Below are 21556 nucleotides of genomic sequence, written 5' to 3'. Positions count from 1 at the left end.
CACCGAAACCCGCTACCCCGGCACCGACCGGACCCTGCGATTTGAGATCAAAAACAAAGAAACGTCAGCCAACAATTAAAACGCTATGTCCAGAGTCCTGAGCTCCCGGCCGCGGATTTCCGGGGTTAAAGCCGCCGGTCGTGAGGGGGAACCCCGGAAACTCAGGGGCTGGCGCGCCCACCGGTGGCAAAAGCGTGCTGTGCGTGACACGAGGCCCGCCGATAGCCCAGGCGCTAGTAGCTCAGGAGCGGGGTGACCCTGATGGTGTCGCCGGCGACGTCCAGGCGGGTGGTGAAGCTGAAGTCCACCTCTTCGTTGAGCGGGGACCAGACGCCCGTGAAGGAACTCTGCTGGACCGCCTCCACCTTGGCCTTCCCGTCGAGGGGAGCAACCACCCAGCGGCCGCCAAAGGGCTCGATGGATATCTCCGGGTACTCCGTGATGGTCCACTTGATGGTGCCGTCGTCCACGTTGTTGGTGCTGGCGAAGTAGAAGGGGCAGTCCGGCTGCAGCTTTTGCTGCTTCACGGCTTCGGCGGCGCAGGTGTCCAGGAATTCCTTGACCTTCGCGCCCACATCCTTCCGCAGCTGGTCGGTGGCCTCGGTCAGCAGGTTCAACGGAGCCGCCGGGACATCGCGGGATGTCACCGTGGCGCGGGTGGCGGGCGCGGCGAAGTATTCACCGTTCAGGGAGGCTTCGTATTCACCCGGATAGAACACGGCGAACGAATTCCTGCCTTGGGGCATGTTCACCGGGACACCGTTGAGGTTGGCTTCGCTGGCATTCACCACTGTCAGGCCCACCGTGGGCAGCCGCGACGGCACAAACGCCCACGTGTTAAAGAACAGCCATTCCGTGCCGGTCTTCTCCAGCACGAAATCGGTGCGAAGCTTGCTGCCATCGATCGTGTACTGCACGGGCACCATCACCTGGTTGCCGGCGCGTTCCTCCGCCTCGCCGATGCTGACGTTCGCCAGCCGGGAAGTGGCAGTCTGCAGCGCTGTGCCGTCGAGCATGGCGGCGTTGCTGGGCGGCACCGTAGCCCGCAAAAGGCCCAGCGCCTTGCCACCGTCACCCTCGTGGAGGGCGTCCAGATATTCCCGGACAGGCTGCTGTGGGCTGGCCACCGTATTGTTCACCACGTTGACCCCAACGATGGCCGCGGCCACGGCAAGCATGAGGCCAAGCAGCCACCCTGCTGCCATCCTCACCAACGCCTGACTCATCTGCACTTCACTTACGTTACCTGCAAGGCCGCTGAACACAGGTGTCGCCGCCGCCCCGTGTAGCGGGGTGCGGCGGCTTTCCTGATGCCCGACGGCGGGAAGTCCAGGGCGGGACATCGTCCGGTTTTGCCTACCGGCGGCGCCGGGACGAGGTGCCGAAGACGCCGCGGAGCAGCTCCCGGCCAAGCTGCGTGCCCAGGGAACGGACCATACTCTTCAGCCCGCCGCCCAGTGCCCCGCCGAGCGCACCGGCGATGTCGCCCACCATCCCGCCGCCGGCCGGGGCCGCAGGCGCCGGTGCACGCCGCGCGGGCGCATCAGTGCCGGCGCCACGGTCCGGCGTGGGACGGCTGCTGGGCCGGCCCAGGATTTCCTCTTCGATCCTGCGGGCCTCGGCGTCGACGTCGGCCTGCCCCGAACCGGGCTCCCCCGAACCTGGCTGCCCGGAAGTCCCCGGAACCGGGGGCTGACCCGGCGCGGCTCCGCCGGTGGGCGCAGCGGCCTTGCCGGTGAGTTTCTCGTACGCGGAGACGTTGTCCACCGCGGTCCCGTACTTGGCGAGCAATGCGGACCCGCCCACCGTGCTCTTGATGAGCTCCTCAGTGCTGGGGCCCATGACGGATTCCGGGGCGCGCAGGCGAGTGTGCGCGACCGGCGTCGGGGCGCCCTTCTCATTCATGACGGTAATGACAGCCTCGCCGATCCCCGCGGACGTGAGGGTCTCCTCGAGGTCATAGTCGCTGACCGGGAACGTGGACACGGTCGCTTTCAGGGCCTTGGCGTCCTCGGGGGTGAAGGCGCGGAGGGCGTGCTGGATGCGGTTGGCCAGCTGGCCCAGGACGTCGGCGGGGACGTCTTTGGGGGTCTGGGTGACGAAGAAGATCCCCACGCCCTTGGAACGGATCAGCCGGACAGTGGTGGTGATGGCGTTCAGGAAAGCCTTGGATGCGCCGTTGAACAGCAGGTGGGCCTCGTCGAGGAAGAACACCAGTTTGGGCTTGTCCAGGTCGCCGGCCTCGGGGAGGTCCTCGAACAGGTCCGCCAGCAGCCACATCAGGAAGGTCGAGAACAGCATCGGCTTGGTCTGCAGCGTGGGCAGCTCCAGGCAGGTGATAACGCCGCGCCCGTCCGGGGCGGTCCGGAGCAGCTCGGCGGTGTCGAACTCAGGCTCGCCGAAGAACCGTTCCAGGCCCTGCGCTTCGAGGTTCACCAGTTCGCGGAGGATGACGCCGGCGGTGGCCTTGGACAGGCCGCCCAGTTCCTCCAGCTCGTCCTTGCCCTCGTCCGAGGTGAGGAACTGGATGACCGCGCGGAGGTCCTTGAGGTCGATCAGCTCAAGGTTGTTCTTGTCCGCAAAGTGGAAGACCAGCTGCAGGCTGGATTCCTGGGTGTCATTGAGCTCCATCACACGCGAGAGCAGAATGGGGCCAAACGAGGTGATGGTGGCACGGACGGGAATGCCGTTGCCGTCGCCGCCCAGGGCCAGGAACTCCACGGGGAACGTCTTGCCGGCCCAGGCCTGGCCGATGCTGTCGGTGCGGGCCTTCAGCTTCTCGCTGCCGGCGGCCGCCGTGGCCAGGCCGGACAGGTCGCCCTTGATGTCCGCGAGGAACACGGGAACTCCGGCCGCGGACAGCTGCTCGGCCATCATGTGCAGCGTGACGGTCTTGCCGGTGCCGGTGGCGCCGGCTACCAGGCCGTGCCTGTTCATCATGGCCAGCGGCAGGCGGACCTGGGCTTCCTTGTGGAGTTCGCCGTCCACAATTGCGGCTCCCAACTCGATGGTGGCACCTTCCACGGTGTAGCCCTTCTGGATGGTGGCGAGCTTTTCTGCAGTGGTTTTGTTGGCCATGCCGCTAGCTTAGCGGGGCGGCCGGGAGATTCTTCGTGAACGCGAGCGACGTGATGATCTCCGGATCCTGGTCCAGGTCGAACTGCGGCTCATAACCCGAGGCGAGGTACAGGTGCTTTGCTTCAGGCTGGCGCGAACCGGTGGTCAGGAAGACTCGCCGGTAGCCCCGCCGGGCCGCCAGCGCCTCCAGCTCCGCCAGGACGAAGCGGGCGAGGCCGCGGAGGCGGTGCGCCGAGTGGGTCCAGATCCGCTTGAACTCCGCCGTGTCGTTGTTGTACCGGCAGAAAGCTCCGCCGGCTATGGACTCGCCGTTTCCTGGACCACCAGCAGCGCACCGCCCGGTCCCTTGAATTCCGACGCCGGGTAGCGGTTGAGTTCGTCGGCAGCGTCTCCGCGGCCAAAAAGGTCGCCGCAGCGGGAGTCGTATTCCACGGCCAGCTCATCCAGGAGCGGCCGGACCCGCGGATCGTGCTTGGGAAGGTTGAGGACGGTCAGCGCGGACCGGTTCAGCGCGGACCTGTTCAGGGCTGCCGGGCTGCCTATGCTGGTTTTCACGCCGCGACGCCCAGGACAGTCCTGGCCAGGGCATCGTTCTCGCGGAACGGGGCGGCATTGGTGCCAGGCCTGGCAAAGGCGCCGGCGCCCCAGCCGGACGTTCCCGGCCCCACACCGAAGAGCCGGCCGCCCGCCCGGCCGTGCCCGTCCAGCAGCTCGTGCCGGTCCGAGACGAGCAGCTTTCCGGTGGAGTGGATGCCGTCCGCCGTGAGCAGCTGCTGTTCGCTGCCCAGACCGGACAGGTGCAGCGACGCCAGCAGCGGGTTGAGCGACCGGGCCACCGACTCTCGTCCCTCGACCTGATTTCCCGTGGCCGTGCCGCGTGGAACATCGTGACCACGGACAACGCCTGGACCGGTGCCAACTTCCGGCGCGGGGGATACCTGGACCACGCCGACCGTTACAGGCACGCTGAAGCATTCGTGGAGACGGCTAAGCGCATCTGGGATTCCTGGGAAACTGCGGAGGGACCGCGGGCCGTGTGCTCCATGAAGGGCAGCACTACACCGTGGACGTGACGCCCCGGCTGCCTCGAAGTGCGCAGTACCGGCCCGCGCTCTTCCAGGCAGGCGACTCCCCGGAAGGCCGCGACTTTGCTGCCCGCCAGGCGGATGTCATCTTTTCGGCCCACACGAAGTTTGATGCTGCCGTCGAGTTCCGCAAGGACCTCGTGGCACGCTCGCTGAACGCGGGCCGCGGAGCCAACGCGGTACAGATCATGCCGGCCAGCGAATTCATCCTGGCACCCACAGCTGAAGAGGCTGCGGCGAAGAAGGAATGGGTGCGCAGCCTGCAAATCGGTCCGCAGCAGGCCGTGGCTTACTTGGAGCAGTTCTGGGGCCGCGAGCTGTCGGCATACGATCCGGACGGGCCGCTCCCGGAGATTGATCCAGTGGTGGAGGAAACCTCCGAAACCCGCGGCAGCGGCTTCCACGGCGCCAAAGCCCGGCAGCTGGCGGACCAGTGGCGGGCAGAGGCCAAGGACAAGGGCCTCTCCATCCGCCAGTTCGTTACCTCCCGCACAGCCCGCGTGGACGCCACACCTTCACGGGTTCGTACTCCGCGGTGGCGGACCAGCTGGCTGAATATGCACGGGTCGGCGCGGTGGACGGCTTCAACATCTCGCCGTGGCTGATCCCGTCCGGCCTGGATGACATCGTGAACCACCTGGTGCCGGAATTGCAGGAACGCGGCGTCTACCCGACGGAGTATCGGGGCAGCACCCTGCGTGAAAACCTGGGCCTGGCAACTCCCGCGCGCACTGCTGACGAAGCTGCTGAAGCGGCCCGCGCTTTATGAGCGCGGACCGCCCCGGCGGCTTGTGGCAGCGCCTGTGGGGGACGGTGCGCTGCAGCTACATTGGGGTGTTCGACGGCGGCTGCGCTGGGGACGGTGCCGCCGTGCCCGACGGTGGCGCGGTCAGACTGCAGCTGACGGTGTGGGAGCAGCGCCTCTAAGGTACTTTGGCGTCCGCCACACCGGTTTCAGCCGATGATAACTGCAGGGCGGAGCCCGACGACGGATGGGCTGCTACGGCCGCGGCGTGCTCGGCCAGCACGCCCGTTTGGTGGCGGATCTTCAGCCGGTACAGCAGGGCCCCGCCGCCGGCGACCGCTGCCACGAAGATCACCCCGCCCCACTGCAGGTACCACTCGAACGGCGGCACCGAGTTGTAAATCTCCTGGCGCGGCCACACCAGGTTCAGTGTCATGGCACCGCCCCACAGGACCGCGAGGATGTTCACAGGCAGTCCCCACTTGCCCAGGCTGAATCCGGGTTCGGAGCCGTCGTCGGCAAGCGGCCACTTCTTCAGGAGCCGGTTGCGCAGCATCGGAAAGGTGACCAGCAGGTAGGACAGGTAAATCAGGACGATGCTGATGCTGGAGAGGATGGTGAAGATGGCCGGCTGCATTACGTTGACCAGTAGCGGGATGACGGCCATGATCCCGACCACGATGGCAGCGACAGTAGGGGTCCTGCGGACCGGGTCCACTTTGCTGAGCTGCTGGCTGAACGGAAGGTTGTTGTCTCTGGCCATGGCGAACATCATGCGGATGGCGGCAGCATGGACGGCCAGGGTGCAGACCACCACGGCCACTACGATGCAGGCGAGGAAGGCCTTGCCGAAGGGGCCTCCAAGCACGGAGAGCACCAGATACTGCAGGCCGCCGTCGGCCGCCCCGAGCTTGGGGTCGGCCAGGTCCGGGGCCGCCAGGATGCTAAAGAGCAGGATCAGGCCGCCCAGCACGAAGGATGCCGTGATGGCACGCAGGATGGCCTTGGGTGCCGTGCGTTTGGGGTCCTTCGTTTCTTCACCTAGGGAGCTGGCGGTGTCGAAGCCGTACATAACGTAGCCGGAGGCCATGGCGCCGATCAGGAACACACCGAAGAAGCCGAGGTCGTGGCCTTCCCCGAAGCCGGCGGTGTCGAAGAAGACCTCAGGCCCCCGCACAACGTGCCACCCCAGCGCCAGGATCAGCAGCACGGCCGCGGTCAGCTCAACAAAGACGCCGATGCTGTTGATCCTGGTCATCAGCTTCACGCCGAAGGCGTTAATGAGCGTGGAGATGGAAATCATGATGCTCGCCAGCAGCACGCCGTTGAGGGCGAAGTCGTAGGTGCCCGTTCCGTCACCGATGATCTGGAAGCCGGACCAGAGCTGCGGAAGGGTGAGCTGCAGGGCCAGGGCCACGGCGCCGAGCGCCACGATGGACGAGATGAGCAGCAGCCAGCCCGCCAGCCAGGACCAGGTCCCGGAGGTGAGCCGCTTGGCCCAGTTGTACACCGATCCGGCCACCGGGTACCGGCCCGCCAGCTCGGCGAAACACAGGGCCACCGTCAGCTGGCCTGCGAAGACGAGGGGCCAGGACCACGCGTACGCCGGGCCAGCCATGGAAAAGCCAAAGTAGAACAGTTGAAAAACACCAGTGAGGATGGAGATGTAGCTGACACCTGCCGCGAAGCTGGCAAACTTGCCGATGCTCCGGTCCAGGGTCTGCGTATAACCAAACTCGTCCATGCCGCTTGAATCAATACTCTTGCTGGGTTCCGCCATGTGGACTCCTAAATCAGAAAAGCACGATAGTGATGACCGGCCGGCCGTGGCGCATGGAAGGTCGATGCCCTGCCGCCGGGACCTTGCCGCTTAGGCGAGGGACGCGGTGAGCTCCATTTCTCCTGAGGTCATGGTTTCGCCGGACCGGCTGTCGCGGATGAGGTCCGCACAGCGTTCGCCGATCATCATGACGGTGATGTTGGGGTTGACGGTGACGTGTTCCGGCATGACGGAGGCATCCGCGACGCGCAGGCCGGTGACGCCTTTGACCCGTAATTCCGGATCGAGGGGCGACATGTCGTCGTCGGCCGGGCCCATCCGGACGGTGCCGACGGGGTGGTACACGGTGTTGTGCGTCTTGCGGATGTAGTCCCGCAGTTCCTCGTCCGTCTGCGCCTCGATGCCGGGTGAAAGCTCGCGTCCGGTCCACTCCGCCATGGCGGGCTGCGCGGCGATTTCGCGGGCCTTGCGGATGCCGGCCACCATGACGCGCATGTCGTGGCCGTCCGGGTCCGTGAAGTAGCGCGGGTCCACCTTGGGCTTGTCGCGGAAGTCGCGGCTGCGCAGCCGGACTGTGCCTCGGGAGCGGGCGTGCGTGACGTTCGGGGTGAGGCTGAAGCCGTTTTCCGTGGTGGGATAGCCGTGCCGCAGGGTGTTCATGTCGAACGGGACGGAGCCGTAGTGCATCATCAGGTCCGGGCGGTCCAGGCCGTCCTCGGTGGGGGTAAAGATGCCGATTTCCCACCATTGCGTCGAAGCCTGCACCATCGGCTGCCTGGCCTCGAACTGCACCACGCCTTCGGGGTGGTCCTGCAGGTGCTCGCCCACGCCGGGGGAGTCAACCAGGACCTCGATGCCGTGTTCGACGAGGTGTGCTGCGGGGCCGATGCCGGAGAGCAGCAGCAGCTTGGGCGAGTCGATGGCGCCGGTGGACAGGATGACTTCCCGGCGCGCGGAGAGGCGATGGGTCCGGCCGAACGCGGAGTCCACCACGTCCACTCCGGTGCAGCGCTTGTGCTCGTCGAACACCAACTGGCGGGCGCGCAGGCCCGTCAGCAGGGTGAAGTTTTCGCGCTCCATGATGGGGTGGATATAGGAGACGGAGCTGGAGGAGCGGGTGCCGTCCGCCCTGCGGTTGATCTGGAAAAAGTTGGCGCCGTTGATGACAGTGGTCCCGGTGTTGAACTTCGCACGCGGAATGCCGGTCTGCTCGCAGGCATCCAAAAGCGCGACGCCGGCGGGATCCACCGGGGGCACGTTCATCAGGTGCACGGGGCCTGAGTCCCCGTGGTGCGGCGCGTCCGGGCCGGCGTCCTCGTTGGTCTCCAGCCGCTGGTAGAGCGGCCAGGCGGTTTCAGCGGTCCAGCCGGTGGCGCCGTATTTGGATTCCCACTCGTCCAGATCTTCGCGCGGGGCCCAGAAGGCGATGCAGGAGTTGTGGCTGGAGCAGCCGCCCATGACCTTTGCCCGGGCGTGGCGCATAAAGGAGTTGCCGTTCTCCTGCGGTTCCACCGGGTAGTCCCAGTCATAGCCGGATTCCAGCAGTTCCATCCAGCGGTCCAGCTGCAGGATCTCGGGAAGGTTCCGGTCATCCGGGCCGGCCTCCACCAAGGCAACGGACACGTCCGGATCCTCGCTCAGCCGCGCGGCGACTGCGGCCCCCGCGGATCCGCCGCCGACGACGATGTAGTCGAACCCGCGCTCGCTGAGGTTCTCGACGTTGTCTGTATGCATCTAGTTCTCCTTCCCGTGGTCAGCGAACCAGCCGGTCACCTGGGGGCTGGTGTTCTGGTAGATGTGCTTTGCTTCCTGGTACTCGGCCAGGCCTGTCGGCCCGAGTTCGCGGCCGACGCCGGACTGGCCGAAGCCTCCCCACTCGGCCTGGGGCAGGTAGGGGTGGTAGTCGTTGATCCAGACCGTCCCGTGCCGCAGCCTGGAAGCCACGCGCTGCGCCTTGCCGGCGTCCTGGGTCCAGACCGCGCCTGCCAGCCCGTAGATGGTGTCGTTGGCCGTGGCGACGGCCTCCTCCTCGGTGCGGAAGGTCTCGACGGTCACCACCGGACCGAACGCTTCATCCACGACGACGGACATCCCGCGCTGCACGTTGTCCAGGACCGTGGGCTGGTAGTAGAAACCGGCGTCGTACTGCTGCCCTTCAGGGGCCGCGCCGCCACACCGCAGCCGCGCGCCCTCCTGTATGCCGCGCTGGACGTAGGCATCAACCTTGTCCCGGTGAGCCCCGGAGATCAGCGGCCCGGTTTCGGCGTCGTCATCAAACGGCCCTCCGATACGGATTTCCCGCGCACGGCGGACCAGCTCATCGACGAAGCGCTCGGCGATTGATTCCTCCACCACCAGCCGCGCCCCGGCGGAGCAGACCTGCCCGGAGTGGACGAAGGCCCCGTTCAGGGCGTTGTCGACGGCGGCGTCGAAGTCCGCGTCGGCAAACACCACGTTGGGGTTCTTACCGCCGAGCTCCAGCGCCACCTTTTTCACGGTGCCGGCGGCGGCCGCGGCGATGCGCTTGCCGGTTTCCAGTCCGCCGGTGAAGGAGACCAGGTCGACGGCGGGGTGTTCGGAGAGCGGTGCCCCCGCCTCCGCGCCGGGTCCGGTCACGAGGTTGGCGACGCCGTCCGGCAGGCCGAGGTCCTGCAGCAGCTGCATGGCCAGGATGGCGGTGGACGGCGTCAGCTCGGACGGCTTAAGAACGAAGGTGCAGCCGGCGGCCAGAGCGGGTGCGATCTTCCAGGCTGCCTGGAGCAGGGGGTAGTTCCATGGCGTGATCAGGCCGCAGACACCCACGGGCTCATAGATGATTTTGCTGACGACGGCGGGGTCCCGGGCGTCGACCACACGGCCCGCCTGCTGCCCGGCCAGCCGTCCGAAATACTCGAAGCAGGCGGCGATGTCGTCGATGTCGATGCGGCTTTCGGCTATCCGCTTCCCGGTGTCCAGTGACTCGGCGCGGGCGAACTTTTCCCGGCGTTCGCGCAGTTCCGCGGCGACCTTAAGCAGGAAAGTGCCGCGCTCGGGTGCCGGCACCGAAGCCCAGACGCCGGAGTCGAAAGCCGCCCGGGCCGCAGCGATGGCACGCTCGGCATCTTCCCGGCCGGCCTCGGACACTGTGGCGGCCAGCTCGCCGTCGGCGGGGTTGCGGATTTCGCGGACAGCGCCGGAGACGGCCGGCTCCCATGCACCGTTGATGAACAGGGTGGATGCTGTTTCAGTTTTTTTGGTTTGGGGGACGTCCCGAAGGGGTGTGGCGTAAGTCATACGAAGGACAGTAATGCAGATTGAACGACTGTTCAATACTTTTATTGAACAGTCGTTCAATGCTACGTAGCAGGGCTTACTCCTGCAGGGGCGCGAAGGCTATTTGCTCAGTGCGGGCAATGCTTCGCTGGATGGAGGCCTCATCAACGCCGAGAAGGGCCGTCAGCCACATGCCGTTTTGGATGACGACAATGTCAGCCGCCCGCTCCCTGCATGTCTCCCATGACAGACCCGTTTGGGCATTGGAAACCAGTGCAGCGAGGCCGTCGAGATACCGGTCGAAGGCCTCGGCGTTGATCTGTGCATAGCCCTCGTCCGCTTGGGCGAGGGCCCAAAGATGCAGGCGCAGGGACAGGTAGCGGGTGGTCAGCAGGTCAGCGGCTGCCACCCGCCGCAGGGCCTTGCGCAGTTGTTCGTCCGGGGCCGACGAGGGGTCAGGTGCGACCAGCCTAAGGTCGTGCTCGTCCACCCGGTGCAGGGCCGCCCGGATCAGGCTCAATTTGTCGTCGTAGTAGTAGTTCACCAGGCCGAGCGCGACGCCAGCTTCGCGGGCCACGGCCCGCATGCTCACACCCGAAATCCCATGGCGGGACAGCAGATCCAGCGCCGCCTCGAGAATGCGCGACTGCCTGTCGATCTGTTCGCCGGAGTTCACGGTATTTGTCCCCATCTGGCCAGACTATTGCCAAACCCGCCGTTAGTGCATTTTCCGGATCAGGCGGACCACATCGTCAACCACCTCGTCCCGGAACTCCAGGAACGCGGCATCTGTTAAGAGGCCGGTGCCACCATAAATACGTCCACAGCGTCCTCCGATTCCACCGCAAAGCCGTGTCGCTCATACAGCCGCCGGGCGGCACTTCCCTGGAGGACGTTCAGGCGGAAGGGACGGTGGTCCTGGGGCGCGTCCATGGCCTGCCGGAGCACGGCGCCGCCGAGGCCCTTTCCCTGATGCTCCGGGGCCAGGTAAAAGTGTTCGATCCACTGCGCGTCGGGCTCCGGGCGGACAGCGATCACGCCCGCATTCTGCCCAGCCACCTCGACGACGAAGGTGTGCTCCGGCTGGAACCCGTTCAGGAAGCGCTCGCGGACGCGGACCGGGTCAAAGCGGCCCAGCCGCTCAAGGTCCGGACGCATCACGACGGCGCGGAGCTCGGCGATCCACGGGCCGTCAGTATCGAGGCCGGGGCGGAGCTTGTAGGAGTGGGGCATTCCACTATTCAACGGGGCGCGTCGGAGCGCCGCAAATTCTGGTAGCGCCAGACGCAGCGAACGCGCCAGGCATTGTGGGGCGGGACACGAAGAATCCCCGCCTCGCTGAAGCAAGGCGGGGATTCTCCGTGGTTGGCGGCCCTACTTCTTCGGCAGGCCGGGCGGGTTCAGTTCGGAGGTCTTGATGGCCTCCGAGGACAGGCCCCGCCGGTCCAGAATCTCGGCGTAGCTGAGAGTGTTCAGGGCAGCCTGGGCTGCAACGGCCAGGCCGTTTCCCTTCTGTGTGGTGAAGGCGATTTCGGAGGTCAGCGGCCAGCCGCCGTTGAGCGTGCCCATTTCCTTGGTCTTGCCGTCCTTCGCGGCCTTGTAGGCCGCCCCGGCGTTCGGGCCGAACGTCAGGTCCGCACGGCCGGACTGGAGTGCCAGCGTGGAGGCGGAGTCGTCGTCGTAATACTCGAACTCAACCGGCGCGAGGCCCTTGGCCTTGTTCTCTTCGTCCCATCGCACCAGGATCGCTTCCTGGTTGGTGCCCGAGCCGACGATGATGCGCTTGCCGGCGACGTCCTTGGCTTCCTTGATGTCGCCGATGGTGGAATCGGTCTTGGCGTAGAAGCCCAGGAGGTCGTTGCGGTAGCTCGCAAAGTCGAACTTCTCCTTGCGGGCCTCGGTGACGGTGACGTTGGAGAGCGCGGCCTCGTACTTACCGGATTCAACGCCCAGCGGCCAGTCGGCCCAGGCCACGGGCAGGACCTCCACGGTCAGCCCCAGCGTCTCGCCGATAGCGTAGGCGATGTCCACTTCGCTGCCGATGAGCGTCTTGTTGTCCGTGGCGAACAGGCTCAGCGGGGCTGTGCCGCCGGTGGTGACTACGGTCAGTTTGCCGTCCGCCTTGTTGGCGTCGGGGACCAGTGCGGCGGCTTTCTCATCTACCGTCACCTTGACGCGGTTCTGCTCCGGGGCCAGGTTGAACGTCTTGCCTGCTGCGCTCGCCGTAGAGCCCGACGACGGTGCTGTCGCCGCCGTCGCGCCCGGGTCCGAGCAGGCGGCCAGCGCCAGCAGCGTGACTGCTGCACCGGGAGCCTGTCTTGTCTTGATTTTCGCCATGATTTCCCCTTGCAAGTTGCTGATTTTCGGAACGGAACGGTGTTCTTGGCAGCAACTATCCGGGACCGCTGGTGCGGGATCAAAGGCCGCCGAAACGGTGCGATACCGGGAGTAACGGCAGTTCACCGGGCGACCGCCGCGGTCACAAATGAGACTGTGGGCCACCCCACCGCAGGCCGCAGAAATAACCCGGACGCCGCCGTCGTTGTCCACAGTGTGCCCGCCGCGACCCGGCCGGCCACCCTACGCAACGCATTGAAAGGCCGGCACCGACGTGACGCTTCCCCTCTCCATCCTTGATCTGGCAACCATTGGCAAAGGCCAGACGGCGGCGGAGAGTTTCGCCGGCAGCGTGGCCATGGCTCAGCGGGCGGAGGAGCTGGGCTACCGGCGGATCTGGTACGCCGAGCACCACAACATGTCCGCCATCGCGTCATCGGCCACAAGCGTGCTGATCGCCCACGTGGCCGCCCACACCAAGACCATCAGGCTCGGCGCCGGCGGCGTTATGCTGCCCAACCACTCGCCGCTGACCATCGCCGAGCAGTTCGGCACCCTGGAAACGCTGCACCCGGGCCGGATCGACCTTGGCCTGGGCCGCGCCCCCGGCAGCGACCAGAACACCATGCGCGCGCTGCGCCGGGACCCCATGTCCGCGGACACTTTCCCCCAAGACGTCCTGGAGCTGCAGGGCTACCTCACCGGTCCCACGCGGATTCAGGGCGTGGAGGCCACCCCCGGCAAGGGCACCAACGTCCCGCTGTACATCCTCGGATCGTCGCTGTTCGGCGCCCGCCTCGCTGCCCAGCTGGGCCTGCCGTACGCCTTCGCCTCGCACTTCGCCCCCAACTCCCTGCAGGATGCCGTGGCGCTCTACCGCAGCGAATTCAAGCCGTCGGCGCAGCTCGAAGCCCCGCACGTGATCGCCGGCGTCAACGTGATCGCCGCCGATTCCGCTGCCGAAGCGCAGGCGGCTTTCCGGGCCACCCTGCGCGCCCGCGTCGGTCTGTTCTTCGGCGGCGGGCGCGAGTTCACCGACGACGAAGCGGACATGATCCTGGACTCCCCGCAGGGCCAACACGTCTCGCAGATGATGACGTACTCGGCCGTCGGCACCCCGGACGTTGTGAACGACTACCTCGAGGAGTTCGCCAAGCACTCCGACGCCGACGAACTCATCGTGGCGCACCAGAACACCGGCACCGAGGCCAGGATCCGCTCCGTGGAGCTGCTGGCGGGGGTTGCCGGGCTGGCCCGGATCTAGGTCCGGCGCCACCGGCACGCGGGGGCGCGCCCGCGTCACGCCAAGCACCCTTTTAGGAAGCCCGACGGCGGGGTTCCCCGGAATCACGCGGCGGGCGCCGCCGTCGTGGTCCAAAAGCGTGCCCTGCGTGACGGCGGAAGCCGGCCAGGACGGAACCAAGGCGGCCGCCGGAAAGCACCAATGTGGCGGCGGGCCCTTGACATCCCTCAACTGAACCGGTTTAGTAGAGGCTACTGAACCGGTTCAGTGGCGTGAGTCATGGGACCCGAAACCTGAAGGGTCCCACATCATGGCAGTAACCATCAGCGACGTCGCCCATGCGGCCGGGGTCAGCAAAGGTGCTGTCTCGTATGCGCTGAACAACCAGCCCGGAGTCAGCGACGCCACCCGGGGCCGGATCTTGCAGGTCGCCAAAGAGCTTGGCTGGAAGCCGAGCCTCCGCGCCAAGGGCCTGTCCTCCGCGAAGGCCTACGCGCTGGGCCTTGTGGTGGCCCGCGACCCAAAGCTCCTTGGCACGGACCCGTTCTTCCCGGCGTTCATTGCGGGCATCGAGACCACCCTCGCCGAGCACGATTACACGCTGGTCCTGAGCGTTGCCACCGCCCCCGGCGCCGAAGAGCGGGCCTACCGCAAACTGGCCGACGGCGGCCGCGTGGACGGCGTGATCCTGACCGATGTGCGGCACCATGATTCCCGGATCGGCCTGCTGCGCGAGCTCAAGCTGCCGGCCGTGACGCTCAACAGGCCGGATTCGGACTCACCCTTCCCCGCGGTGTCCATGGATGACACGGACGGCATCACGGCCGCCGTCGAACATCTTCTGGCCCTGGGCCACGTCCGGATCGGCCACGTGGGCGGCGCCCAGGAATACATCCACGGCCGCAGCCGCCGCCGGGCCTGGGAAGCGGCCATGGCCGCTGCCGGCCTGGCAGCGGATCTGTTCGCGGAGGCTGACTTCACGGCGCCCGGGGGAGTGGCCGCCACCGCGGAACTGCTCCGCCGGCCGGACCGCCCCACCGCGATTGTCTATGCGAACGACCTCATGGCGACGTCCGGCCAGTCCTTCGCCCAGTCTCAGGGCCTGAACGTCCCGGGTGACCTGTCAGTCACCGGCTACGACAACGCAGAGTTCACCCAATACCTCAACCCGCCACTCACCACCATCTCCACTGACCCCATGCGCTGGGGCAGAGTTGCCGCGCAGGCCCTCCTGGACCAGCTCAACGGCACCCACTCCGGTGAGGATACGGACCTGCAGGCACCTTCCCTGCTGGTCCGCGCCTCCACCGGCCCCGCCCCATCCACAACCACCAAGCCAGTCCCCCAGCAATACCCAAAGCAAGCAAAAAAGCACACCAACCCGTAGCAGATCCCCACCGGGACCAGTATCAAGGAGTCGCAATGAAGCGCTTTACCAAAGCCACGCGAATATTGTCAGTGGCCGCCCTGACCGTAATGGGGGCAGGCCTGGCTGCCTGCGGCGGCAGCGGAGGGGGCGGCGATGGCGGTTCGGCCACGTCCGCCAAGGGGCCCATCAAGATCTGGTACTCCAACAACGAGTTCGAGGTGAAGTGGGGCAAGGCGATGGTGGAATCCTGGAACTCCGCCCACCCGGACGAGAAGATCGATGCGCAGGAGATCCCTGCCGGCAAGAGCTCCGAGGAAGTCATCGGTGCAGCCATCACGGCCGGCAACGCTCCCTGCCTGGTCTTCAACACCGCGCCTGTCGCAGTTCCCCAGTTCCAGAAGCAGGGTGGTTTGGTGGCCCTGGATGAGTTCCCGGACGGGCTCCAGTACATCAAGGACCGCACCGGTGACCTGGCGGACCAGTACAAGTCCGCGGACGGCAAGATGTACCAGCTGCCGTGGAAGTCCAATCCCGTTGTCCTCTTCTACAACAAGGACATGTTTGCCAAGGCCGGGCTGGATCCGGAGAACCCGAAGCTGGGGACGCACCAGGAACTGCTGGACACCGCCCGGACCCTGGTGTCCTCAGGTGCTGCCACCAACGCCATGTGGCCATCACCGGCCAGTGACTTCTTCCAGGCCTGGTTCGATTTCTACTCCTTCTACGCCGCCAACTCCGACGGCACCCCGCTGGTGAAGGACGGCAAGGCCACGTTCGACAGCGAGGAGGGCAAACAGGTAGCCACCATGTTCGAGACCCTCTATAAGGAGAAACTTGCCTCCAAGGAGGTCTACCAGGGCGATTCATTCGCCGAAGGCAAGGCGGCCATGTCCATGGCCGGTCCGTGGGCCATTGCCGCCTACAAGGACAAGGTGAACTGGGGTGCGGTCCCGGTCCCGGCCGCAGCGGCCAAGGCTGATGCCTCAACGTTCTCCGATGCCAAGAACGTGGCCATGTACTCCGCGTGCGAGAACCAGGGCACGGCGTGGGAGGTCATGAAGTTCGCCACCAGCGAGGAGCAGGACGGCAAGCTGCTGACCGACACCGGCCAGATGCCCATGCGCAAGGACCTCCAAACGGTCTATTCGGACTACTTCGCCAAGAACCCGGCCTACACCCAGTTCGCCGAGCAGGCCGCGCGGACTGTGGAGGTCCCCAACGTCTCCAACTCGGTTGAGGTCTGGCAGACCTTCCGCACCGCCTACGCCAAGGCCGTGATTTTCGGGAACGAAAGCATCGACACCTCGTTCAAGGACGCGGCCGACAAGATCAACCAACTGGTAGCCCAGAAGTAGCGGTGACCCCCAATGTCACTCCGCTCTTCTAGTGGGAACCCCGTCACGGGGAAACCGGCTGGTGGACCGGTGGACCGGCGGCTGGTGCCCAGGAAGCGTAAGAACTTCCTGGGCCCCCAGCCGCTGGGCCTGCTGTTCAGCGCCCCGTACGTCATCTACGTGCTGGCCGTCCTGGCGTTCCCCCTCGGCTACGCCGTCTACATTTCCTTCCACGATTTCTTCTTCACGGCACCACGGGTCAAGGTGGACCGGCCGTTTGTAGGGTTCGACAACTACATCACCGTCCTGTCAGACCCCGCCGTCCAGCGCTCGTTCCTGAACATCGGCGTTTTCCTCATCATCAACGTCCCGCTCACGGTGGGCCTGTCGCTGCTGCTGGCCAACGCCTTGAACCGCATCACCCGGTTCAAGACGTTCTTCCGCCTCAGCTACTACGTGCCGTATGTGACCGCGAGCGTCGCCGTCGTCGGGGTCTGGCTGTTCCTCTTCCAACAAAACGGGCTGCTGAACACGCTGCTGGGGCCCCTGGCCCCAACCCCGTCCTGGCTGGTGAATTCGTGGCTGGCCATGCCTACCGTGGCCCTGTACGTGACGTGGAAACAGCTGGGATTCTTCATCCTGCTCTACCTCGCGGCGCTGCAGAACATCCCCGATGAGCTGTACGAATCAGCGGCCGTGGACGGCGGCAACAAGTGGGTCCAGTTCTGGAACATCACCGTGCCAGGCGTCCGGCCCGCCAGCGTCCTGGTCACGCTGCTGGCCACCATTACCGGCGCAAACCTCTTCACCGAGCCGTACCTGCTGACCGGCGGCGGCGGTCCGGACGGGGCCTCGGCCTCCCCGGTGTTCATCATGTACCAGCGGGGCCTCCTGCAGGGGAACCCCGACGTCGCCGCCGCACTGGGTGTGGTGCTGGTGATCGGCGTCCTGCTGATCGCCCTGATCCAGAAACGCCTCGTGGGCGGGAAGGAGGACTGACATGTCCGTCACCAACGCACAAAACGCCAAAAACGACGACGCCGCCAGCCGGCGTCCGGAACCAGCGGAACCTGTCCTTCGTCCCGACTTGGGCGTCGAAAAACGCCGCAACCTGGGCGTGGGCAGCTTCATCCTGCTATGCGTGGGCGCCTTCGTTTTCCTCTTCCCGTTCTATTACATGCTCATCGGTTCACTGCAGACTGCCCCGGACACGTCGATTTTCGGCGCGTTTCCCAACCCGGCCAACATCACCGGCGCGAACTATGTGCAGATCAACGAGTCCATCAACCTGTTCCGCGGCCTGCTCAACTCCGGCATCTTCACCGGCGGCGTCATCCTCTTCACGGTGATTTTCGGGCTGCTGGTGGGCTATGCCCTGGCGCAGATGAAGTTCCGTGGCCGCGGCGTGGTGTTCGGGATGATGCTGCTGGTGCAGATGATCCCGTTCCAGCTGCTGCTCATCCCGCTCTACGTCATGATCGTGCGCGATTACGGCCTCGCGGACAGCTACCTGGGCATGATCATGCCGTTCGCCATCAACTCCACGGCGGTGTTTGTGTTCCGCCAGTACTTCCTCCAGCTGCCCTCAACCCTGTTTGAGGCCGCCCGGATCGACGGCGCCTCGGAGCTGCGGATCCTGTGGCAGATCGCCATCCCGCTGGTCCGTCCTGCCATCGTCACCGCCGTGCTGCTGACCTTTATCGGCCCGTGGAACGAGTTCCTGTGGCCGTTCCTGGTCACGAAGGAGCAGTCCCTGCAGCCGTTGGCCGTGTCACTGGCCAACTTCATCTCCAACATCGCCGGCCAGGCCGGAAACCCGTTCGGTGCCATCCTTGCCGGTGCCTGCGTGCTGGCGGCCCCCGCCGTCGCACTCTTCATTTTCTTCCAGCGCCAGTTCATTTCCACCAATATCGGTTCCAGCGTAAAGGGCTAATCCATGACTTCCCCCCACACTTCAGCACTCCCCACTGTCCCCTTCACCCTCACCCGCGCCGGCGTCATCATGACCCCCGAGCCCGGCAACTACTTCGAAGCCGAAGGCGTCCTCAACCCCGCCAGCGGCCGCGGCCCGGACGGCGAGCTGTACCTGCTGCCGCGGCTTGTGGCCACGGGCAACGTGTCCCGTGTGGGGCTCGCCAAGGTGGTCATCAACGACGACGGCGTGCCCAGCGGCGTGGAACGCGAGGGCGTGGTCCTGGCCCCGGACGAGGGCTGGGAACGCGGCATGAACAATGCCGGCACCGAGGATCCGCGCACCACCTGGGTGCCCGCCCTTGGCAAGCACCTCATGACCTACGTGGCCTACGGCCCGCTGGGCCCCCGCCTCGCCTTCGCCCACTCCGAGGACCTCCGGAACTGGGACCGCCTTGGCCCGTGCTTCTTCGAGTACCAGGCCGATCTCTCCATGGACCTGAACCTGTTTCCCAACAAGGATGCAGTGTTTTTCCCGGAGCCGGTGAACGACCCCGACGGCGTGCCCTCCTACGCCATGCTGCACCGCCCCATGTGGGACCTGGGCTGGATCCGTCCCGGCGAAGGCGAGCACCTGCCCGCCGGCGTCACGGACAACCGCCCCGGCATCTGGATCTCCTACGTGGCCGTGGCCGACGTCGAACGCGACCTGCGCAACCTGGTGCACATGGGCAAGCACCGGCTGGTGGCCCTCAGCGAGTTCCCCTTTGAGGAACTGAAGATCGGCGGCGGCCCGCCCCCCATCCGCGTGGACGAAGGCTGGCTCCTGATCCACCACGGCGTGGCCGGAAAGATGGCCGCCTCCGCCTTCGAGCAGCAGCAGAACGTTAACTACACCGCCGCGGCCATGATCCTGTCCGCGGACGATCCCTCCACGGTGATCGCCCGCAGCGACAAGCCGCTGTTGGCGCCGGAAACCGAGGACGAGATCTCCGGGATCGTGCCGAACGTGGTGTTCCCCACCGCGATCGAAAAAATCGGCGACCAGCTGTTTGTGTTCTACGGGATGGCCGACTCCAAAATCGGTGTCGCCAAACTGGACCGGATCTGACGGTGCTGCCTTCACCGAAGGCCACACGGCCGGTGGTGACGGCGGTGGCCGTTTCCATGCTGGCTGTTTCGCTGCAGGCAGGTGCCGTCACGGCGGCCCCTGCCGCGCCGCCGTCGTCCGCCAGTGCGCACACTGCAACGGCGGCACCCGTCCTGGAACCCGCATTGGCCGACGGCGGGAGTCTGACCAACCTGGACCACCTCGACTTCCTGCTGGACACGGTGCCGCTGGCTCCGGTGGCCGGGCACACCACCTACCAGCTCGAGCAGGACCCCGAGGCCGAAGCGCCGTGGACCTACGCCGATAAGAACGACGACGGCAGTTATGACCGCGTGGGCGGCGGGGACCTGGATCCGGCCACGGGTGACTGGACCCAGGGTGCCTACAACGCGGACGATATCGCCCGCACCGCCGTGGTGTACCTGCGGCACTGGAAGCAGACCGGGGACCTGGCGAGCAAGGAGCACGCCTTCCAGAACCTTCGTACCCTCACCTACCTGCAGACGGTGGACGGCCCGAACGCCGGCAACGTCATCCTCTGGCAGCAGGCGGACGGCAGCCTGAACCCCAGCGCCATTCCCGTGGAACTGCCGGATCCGTCCGACTCCGCGGAGTCCTACTGGCTGGCCCGCACGGTGTGGGCCCTGGGCGAAGGCTTCGCAGGGTTTGCGGGGTCGGATCCGGAGTTCGCCGCGTTCCTGCAGGACCGGCTGCACCTGTCCCTGGGTGCCCTGAACCGCCAGTCTCTCGCCAAGTACGGAACGTTCGACACCGCCGACGGCGTCCAGGTCCCGGCCTGGCTCATTGCTGGCGGCGCGGATGCCTCCGCCGAGGCCGTGCTGGGCTTGGCCGCGTACGTGGAGACCGTTCCGTCCGATGCCGTGGCCACCACGGCGCTGTCCCGGCTGAGCGAGGGTGTGGCCGCTATGTCTTCCGGCTCGGCCACGCAATGGCCGTTCGGCGCGATCATGCCGTGGAACAAGTCCCAGAGCCTCTGGCACGCGTGGGGCGGCATGGCTCCGGCCGCTGTTGCCACCGCCTCCACTGTCCTGGACCGGCCTGACCTGCTGACGGCAGCCGTGAAGGACACCGCGCAGTTCACGCCGCAGCTGCTCGCAGCGGGCGGTCCGGACAACGCCTGGAGCCCCGCTCCCGGCGAGGCGCAGATCGCATACGGCGTGGACTCCCGCGTCCAAAGCCTGGTGGCGACGGCGGAAGCCGCTGATGCCCCGGGCCTCCTGGACGTGGCCGCCATCGCCGCGGGCTGGTTCTTCGGCGCCAACCCCAACGGCGCCCCTGCCTACAACCCGGCCACCGGCACGGCCATCGACGGGATCGAAACGGACGGCCGGATCAACCCCAACTCCGGCGCCGAATCCACCATCCACGCGCTGCTCACCATGCTGGCCCTCGACGCCGACCCGGACCTCCGGGCCAAGGCCTTAGGAATCAGCGTGACCGACGGGACCAACGGGCTCAACGTGGTGGAAGCCGAAGCCGGCACCATCACAGGCAACGGCACAGTGGTGCGGCCGTCGTCTTGGACGGGCGAAGCCAACATCTCCGGCGGCGCCTACGTGGACCTCAGCGCGGGTGGCAGCCTTTCCATCCCGCTGCCGGCAGCGGACCAGCCCAGCAACATCTTCCCCATCGTGAATCAGGTGATTGCGCCCTCGGGCACGACCACTTGGACCTCGGCCAAGGGCCTGCTCGGCACCACGGCCAACGGCAGGGCAGGGGCGCAGGGCATCACCGATGCCCCCGGCATCCTCATCCCGTTCACCTTGCGGCGCGCCCTCGCTGCCGGCCTGACCTCGGTCACCGCCAGCACCGACGGCCAGGCGGCACTGGACGCACTCCTGGTCCAGCCGCTGATCTCCACGGTGTCCGTCTCCGGTTCGGGCGGCGACTCCACGCTGTACGTCAGCGCGGCCAAGTCCGCTACCGTACGGCAGGTGGGCGTGCCGGAAGGGTTTGTGCTGGTCCAGCGCCAGTACGACTCCGCCGGCCAGCCGGTCAAGGGCTCCAACGGCAGCGCCGGCGCCACGTCCGGACGCGTCACGGTGGCCCCTGGCGGCTTCACCCTGGCGACGCTGACCGTCGTCGGGCGTTAAGGCCTGCCCTGCGTGACACGACGCGACGGGAGGCTGCGTGACACGACGTGACGCGAGGCCGGCGGCGGAGGGTGGGTCCCGCCGTCGGACTTTACACGGTGGCAATAGCCGGGACATTCAGGCGAAACCACCCGGCGGAAACATGGGATACGGCCCCTCCGGCCTTTCCGGGCCAGGCTCTGCTGAAGGAGTGCACG

General features: G+C 66.5%; 16 protein-coding genes and 3 pseudogenes. 9 read left to right on the top strand and 10 right to left on the bottom strand.

What is annotated here, in order from left to right:
* Positions 1-233 precede the first annotated feature (233 nt).
* The 4 genes and pseudogenes from ACX80X_RS05075 to ACX80X_RS05060 all read right to left on the bottom strand — a co-directional run.
* Positions 234-1226, bottom strand: coding sequence for a hypothetical protein (locus ACX80X_RS05075; protein WP_459311430.1), 993 nt, complete (start codon positions 1224-1226; stop codon positions 234-236).
* A 130-nt stretch (positions 1227-1356) separates the two neighbouring features.
* The gene (locus ACX80X_RS05070; protein WP_459311419.1) at positions 1357-3078 is read right to left on the bottom strand and encodes a helicase HerA-like domain-containing protein; all 1722 of its coding nucleotides are present in this window, start codon (positions 3076-3078) and stop codon (positions 1357-1359) included.
* 4 nt (positions 3079-3082) lie between these two features.
* A pseudogene (locus ACX80X_RS05065) lies at positions 3083-3621 on the bottom strand (GNAT family N-acetyltransferase).
* Between the two features lie 8 nt (positions 3622-3629).
* A pseudogene (locus ACX80X_RS05060) lies at positions 3630-3917 on the bottom strand (hypothetical protein); the annotation flags it as partial.
* Here ACX80X_RS05060 and ACX80X_RS05055 point away from each other — a divergent pair.
* Together ACX80X_RS05055 and ACX80X_RS05050 are read left to right on the top strand one after the other, a co-directional pair.
* Positions 3912-4932: pseudogene (locus ACX80X_RS05055) on the top strand (LLM class flavin-dependent oxidoreductase); the annotation flags it as partial. The pseudogenes ACX80X_RS05060 and ACX80X_RS05055 sit on opposite strands and share 6 nt — an antisense overlap.
* On the top strand, positions 4929-5090 hold the full coding sequence (locus tag ACX80X_RS05050) for a hypothetical protein (protein ID WP_252608026.1): 162 nt from the start codon (positions 4929-4931) through the stop codon (positions 5088-5090). The pseudogene ACX80X_RS05055 and the gene ACX80X_RS05050, both read left to right, overlap by 4 nt.
* Here ACX80X_RS05050 and ACX80X_RS05045 read toward each other — a convergent pair.
* The 6 genes from ACX80X_RS05045 to ACX80X_RS05020 form a co-directional block, all read right to left on the bottom strand.
* Complete coding sequence (locus ACX80X_RS05045) at positions 5087-6688, bottom strand: APC family permease (RefSeq protein ID WP_459311417.1); 1602 nt, start codon at positions 6686-6688, stop codon at positions 5087-5089. The genes ACX80X_RS05050 and ACX80X_RS05045 overlap by 4 nt on opposite strands.
* 90 nt (positions 6689-6778) lie before the next feature.
* Positions 6779-8422 carry a GMC family oxidoreductase gene (locus ACX80X_RS05040; protein ID WP_252599197.1) on the bottom strand — a complete coding sequence of 548 codons (1644 nt, stop codon included), beginning with the start codon at positions 8420-8422 and terminating at the stop codon, positions 6779-6781.
* A complete protein-coding gene (locus tag ACX80X_RS05035) occupies positions 8423-9961 on the bottom strand; it encodes an aldehyde dehydrogenase family protein (RefSeq protein ID WP_459311415.1) in 1539 nt (512 codons plus the stop codon). It lies immediately after the preceding gene.
* 76 nt (positions 9962-10037) lie between these two features.
* On the bottom strand, positions 10038-10631 hold the full coding sequence (locus ACX80X_RS05030; protein WP_252614300.1) for a TetR/AcrR family transcriptional regulator: 594 nt from the start codon (positions 10629-10631) through the stop codon (positions 10038-10040).
* Between the two features lie 101 nt (positions 10632-10732).
* A complete protein-coding gene (locus tag ACX80X_RS05025) occupies positions 10733-11173 on the bottom strand; it encodes a GNAT family N-acetyltransferase (RefSeq protein WP_459311413.1) in 441 nt (146 codons plus the stop codon).
* A gap of 141 nt (positions 11174-11314) precedes the next feature.
* The gene (locus tag ACX80X_RS05020) at positions 11315-12277 is read right to left on the bottom strand and encodes a transporter substrate-binding domain-containing protein (RefSeq protein WP_459311411.1); all 963 of its coding nucleotides are present in this window, start codon (positions 12275-12277) and stop codon (positions 11315-11317) included.
* A 274-nt stretch (positions 12278-12551) separates the two neighbouring features.
* On the opposite strand from ACX80X_RS05020, the gene ACX80X_RS05015 reads away from it, so the two are divergent.
* The 7 genes from ACX80X_RS05015 to ACX80X_RS04985 all read left to right on the top strand — a co-directional run bounded on the left by ACX80X_RS05015 (position 12552) and on the right by ACX80X_RS04985 (position 21359).
* Positions 12552-13541, top strand: coding sequence for an LLM class flavin-dependent oxidoreductase (locus ACX80X_RS05015; RefSeq protein ID WP_252599185.1), 990 nt, complete (start codon positions 12552-12554; stop codon positions 13539-13541).
* 289 nt (positions 13542-13830) lie between these two features.
* Positions 13831-14907: a LacI family DNA-binding transcriptional regulator gene (locus ACX80X_RS05010; RefSeq protein WP_252599183.1), complete on the top strand. Its 1077-nt coding sequence runs from the start codon at positions 13831-13833 to the stop codon at positions 14905-14907.
* 35 nt (positions 14908-14942) lie between these two features.
* Positions 14943-16244 carry an extracellular solute-binding protein gene (locus tag ACX80X_RS05005; protein ID WP_252599182.1) on the top strand — a complete coding sequence of 434 codons (1302 nt, stop codon included), beginning with the start codon at positions 14943-14945 and terminating at the stop codon, positions 16242-16244.
* A 12-nt stretch (positions 16245-16256) separates the two neighbouring features.
* The gene (locus ACX80X_RS05000) at positions 16257-17222 is read left to right on the top strand and encodes a carbohydrate ABC transporter permease (protein WP_252599181.1); all 966 of its coding nucleotides are present in this window, start codon (positions 16257-16259) and stop codon (positions 17220-17222) included.
* 1 nt (position 17223) lies between these two features.
* On the top strand, positions 17224-18156 hold the full coding sequence (locus tag ACX80X_RS04995; RefSeq protein WP_374209993.1) for a carbohydrate ABC transporter permease: 933 nt from the start codon (positions 17224-17226) through the stop codon (positions 18154-18156).
* Between the two features lie 3 nt (positions 18157-18159).
* On the top strand, positions 18160-19245 hold the full coding sequence (locus ACX80X_RS04990; RefSeq protein WP_252599179.1) for a glycoside hydrolase family 130 protein: 1086 nt from the start codon (positions 18160-18162) through the stop codon (positions 19243-19245).
* Positions 19246-19247: 2 nt separating this feature from the next.
* Entirely contained in the window at positions 19248-21359 is a 2112-nt protein-coding gene (locus ACX80X_RS04985) for a hypothetical protein (RefSeq protein ID WP_252599177.1), read from the top strand.
* The last annotated feature ends 197 nt before the right edge of the window (positions 21360-21556 follow it).

It is taken from the genome of Pseudarthrobacter sp. MDT3-1, assembly GCF_054510755.1.
Note: the sequence above shows the minus strand (reverse complement) of the source record. Positions and strands in the feature narration are given on the sequence as shown.

Coding starts and splice junctions, on each gene's coding strand:
- ACX80X_RS05045 (WP_459311417.1), bottom strand. CDS start 6,688: ATGGCGGAACCCAGCAAGAGTATTGATTCAAGCGGCATGGACGAGTTT.
- ACX80X_RS05010 (WP_252599183.1), top strand. CDS start 13,831: ATGGCAGTAACCATCAGCGACGTCGCCCATGCGGCCGGGGTCAGCAAA.
- ACX80X_RS05035 (WP_459311415.1), bottom strand. CDS start 9,961: ATGACTTACGCCACACCCCTTCGGGACGTCCCCCAAACCAAAAAAACT.
- ACX80X_RS05030 (WP_252614300.1), bottom strand. CDS start 10,631: ATGGGGACAAATACCGTGAACTCCGGCGAACAGATCGACAGGCAGTCG.
- ACX80X_RS05000 (WP_252599181.1), top strand. CDS start 16,257: ATGTCACTCCGCTCTTCTAGTGGGAACCCCGTCACGGGGAAACCGGCT.
- ACX80X_RS05025 (WP_459311413.1), bottom strand. CDS start 11,173: ATGCCCCACTCCTACAAGCTCCGCCCCGGCCTCGATACTGACGGCCCG.
- ACX80X_RS04990 (WP_252599179.1), top strand. CDS start 18,160: ATGACTTCCCCCCACACTTCAGCACTCCCCACTGTCCCCTTCACCCTC.
- ACX80X_RS05040 (WP_252599197.1), bottom strand. CDS start 8,422: ATGCATACAGACAACGTCGAGAACCTCAGCGAGCGCGGGTTCGACTAC.
- ACX80X_RS04995 (WP_374209993.1), top strand. CDS start 17,224: ATGTCCGTCACCAACGCACAAAACGCCAAAAACGACGACGCCGCCAGC.
- ACX80X_RS05050 (WP_252608026.1), top strand. CDS start 4,929: ATGAGCGCGGACCGCCCCGGCGGCTTGTGGCAGCGCCTGTGGGGGACG.
- ACX80X_RS05005 (WP_252599182.1), top strand. CDS start 14,943: ATGAAGCGCTTTACCAAAGCCACGCGAATATTGTCAGTGGCCGCCCTG.
- ACX80X_RS05070 (WP_459311419.1), bottom strand. CDS start 3,078: ATGGCCAACAAAACCACTGCAGAAAAGCTCGCCACCATCCAGAAGGGC.
- ACX80X_RS05075 (WP_459311430.1), bottom strand. CDS start 1,226: ATGAGTCAGGCGTTGGTGAGGATGGCAGCAGGGTGGCTGCTTGGCCTC.
- ACX80X_RS05020 (WP_459311411.1), bottom strand. CDS start 12,277: ATGGCGAAAATCAAGACAAGACAGGCTCCCGGTGCAGCAGTCACGCTG.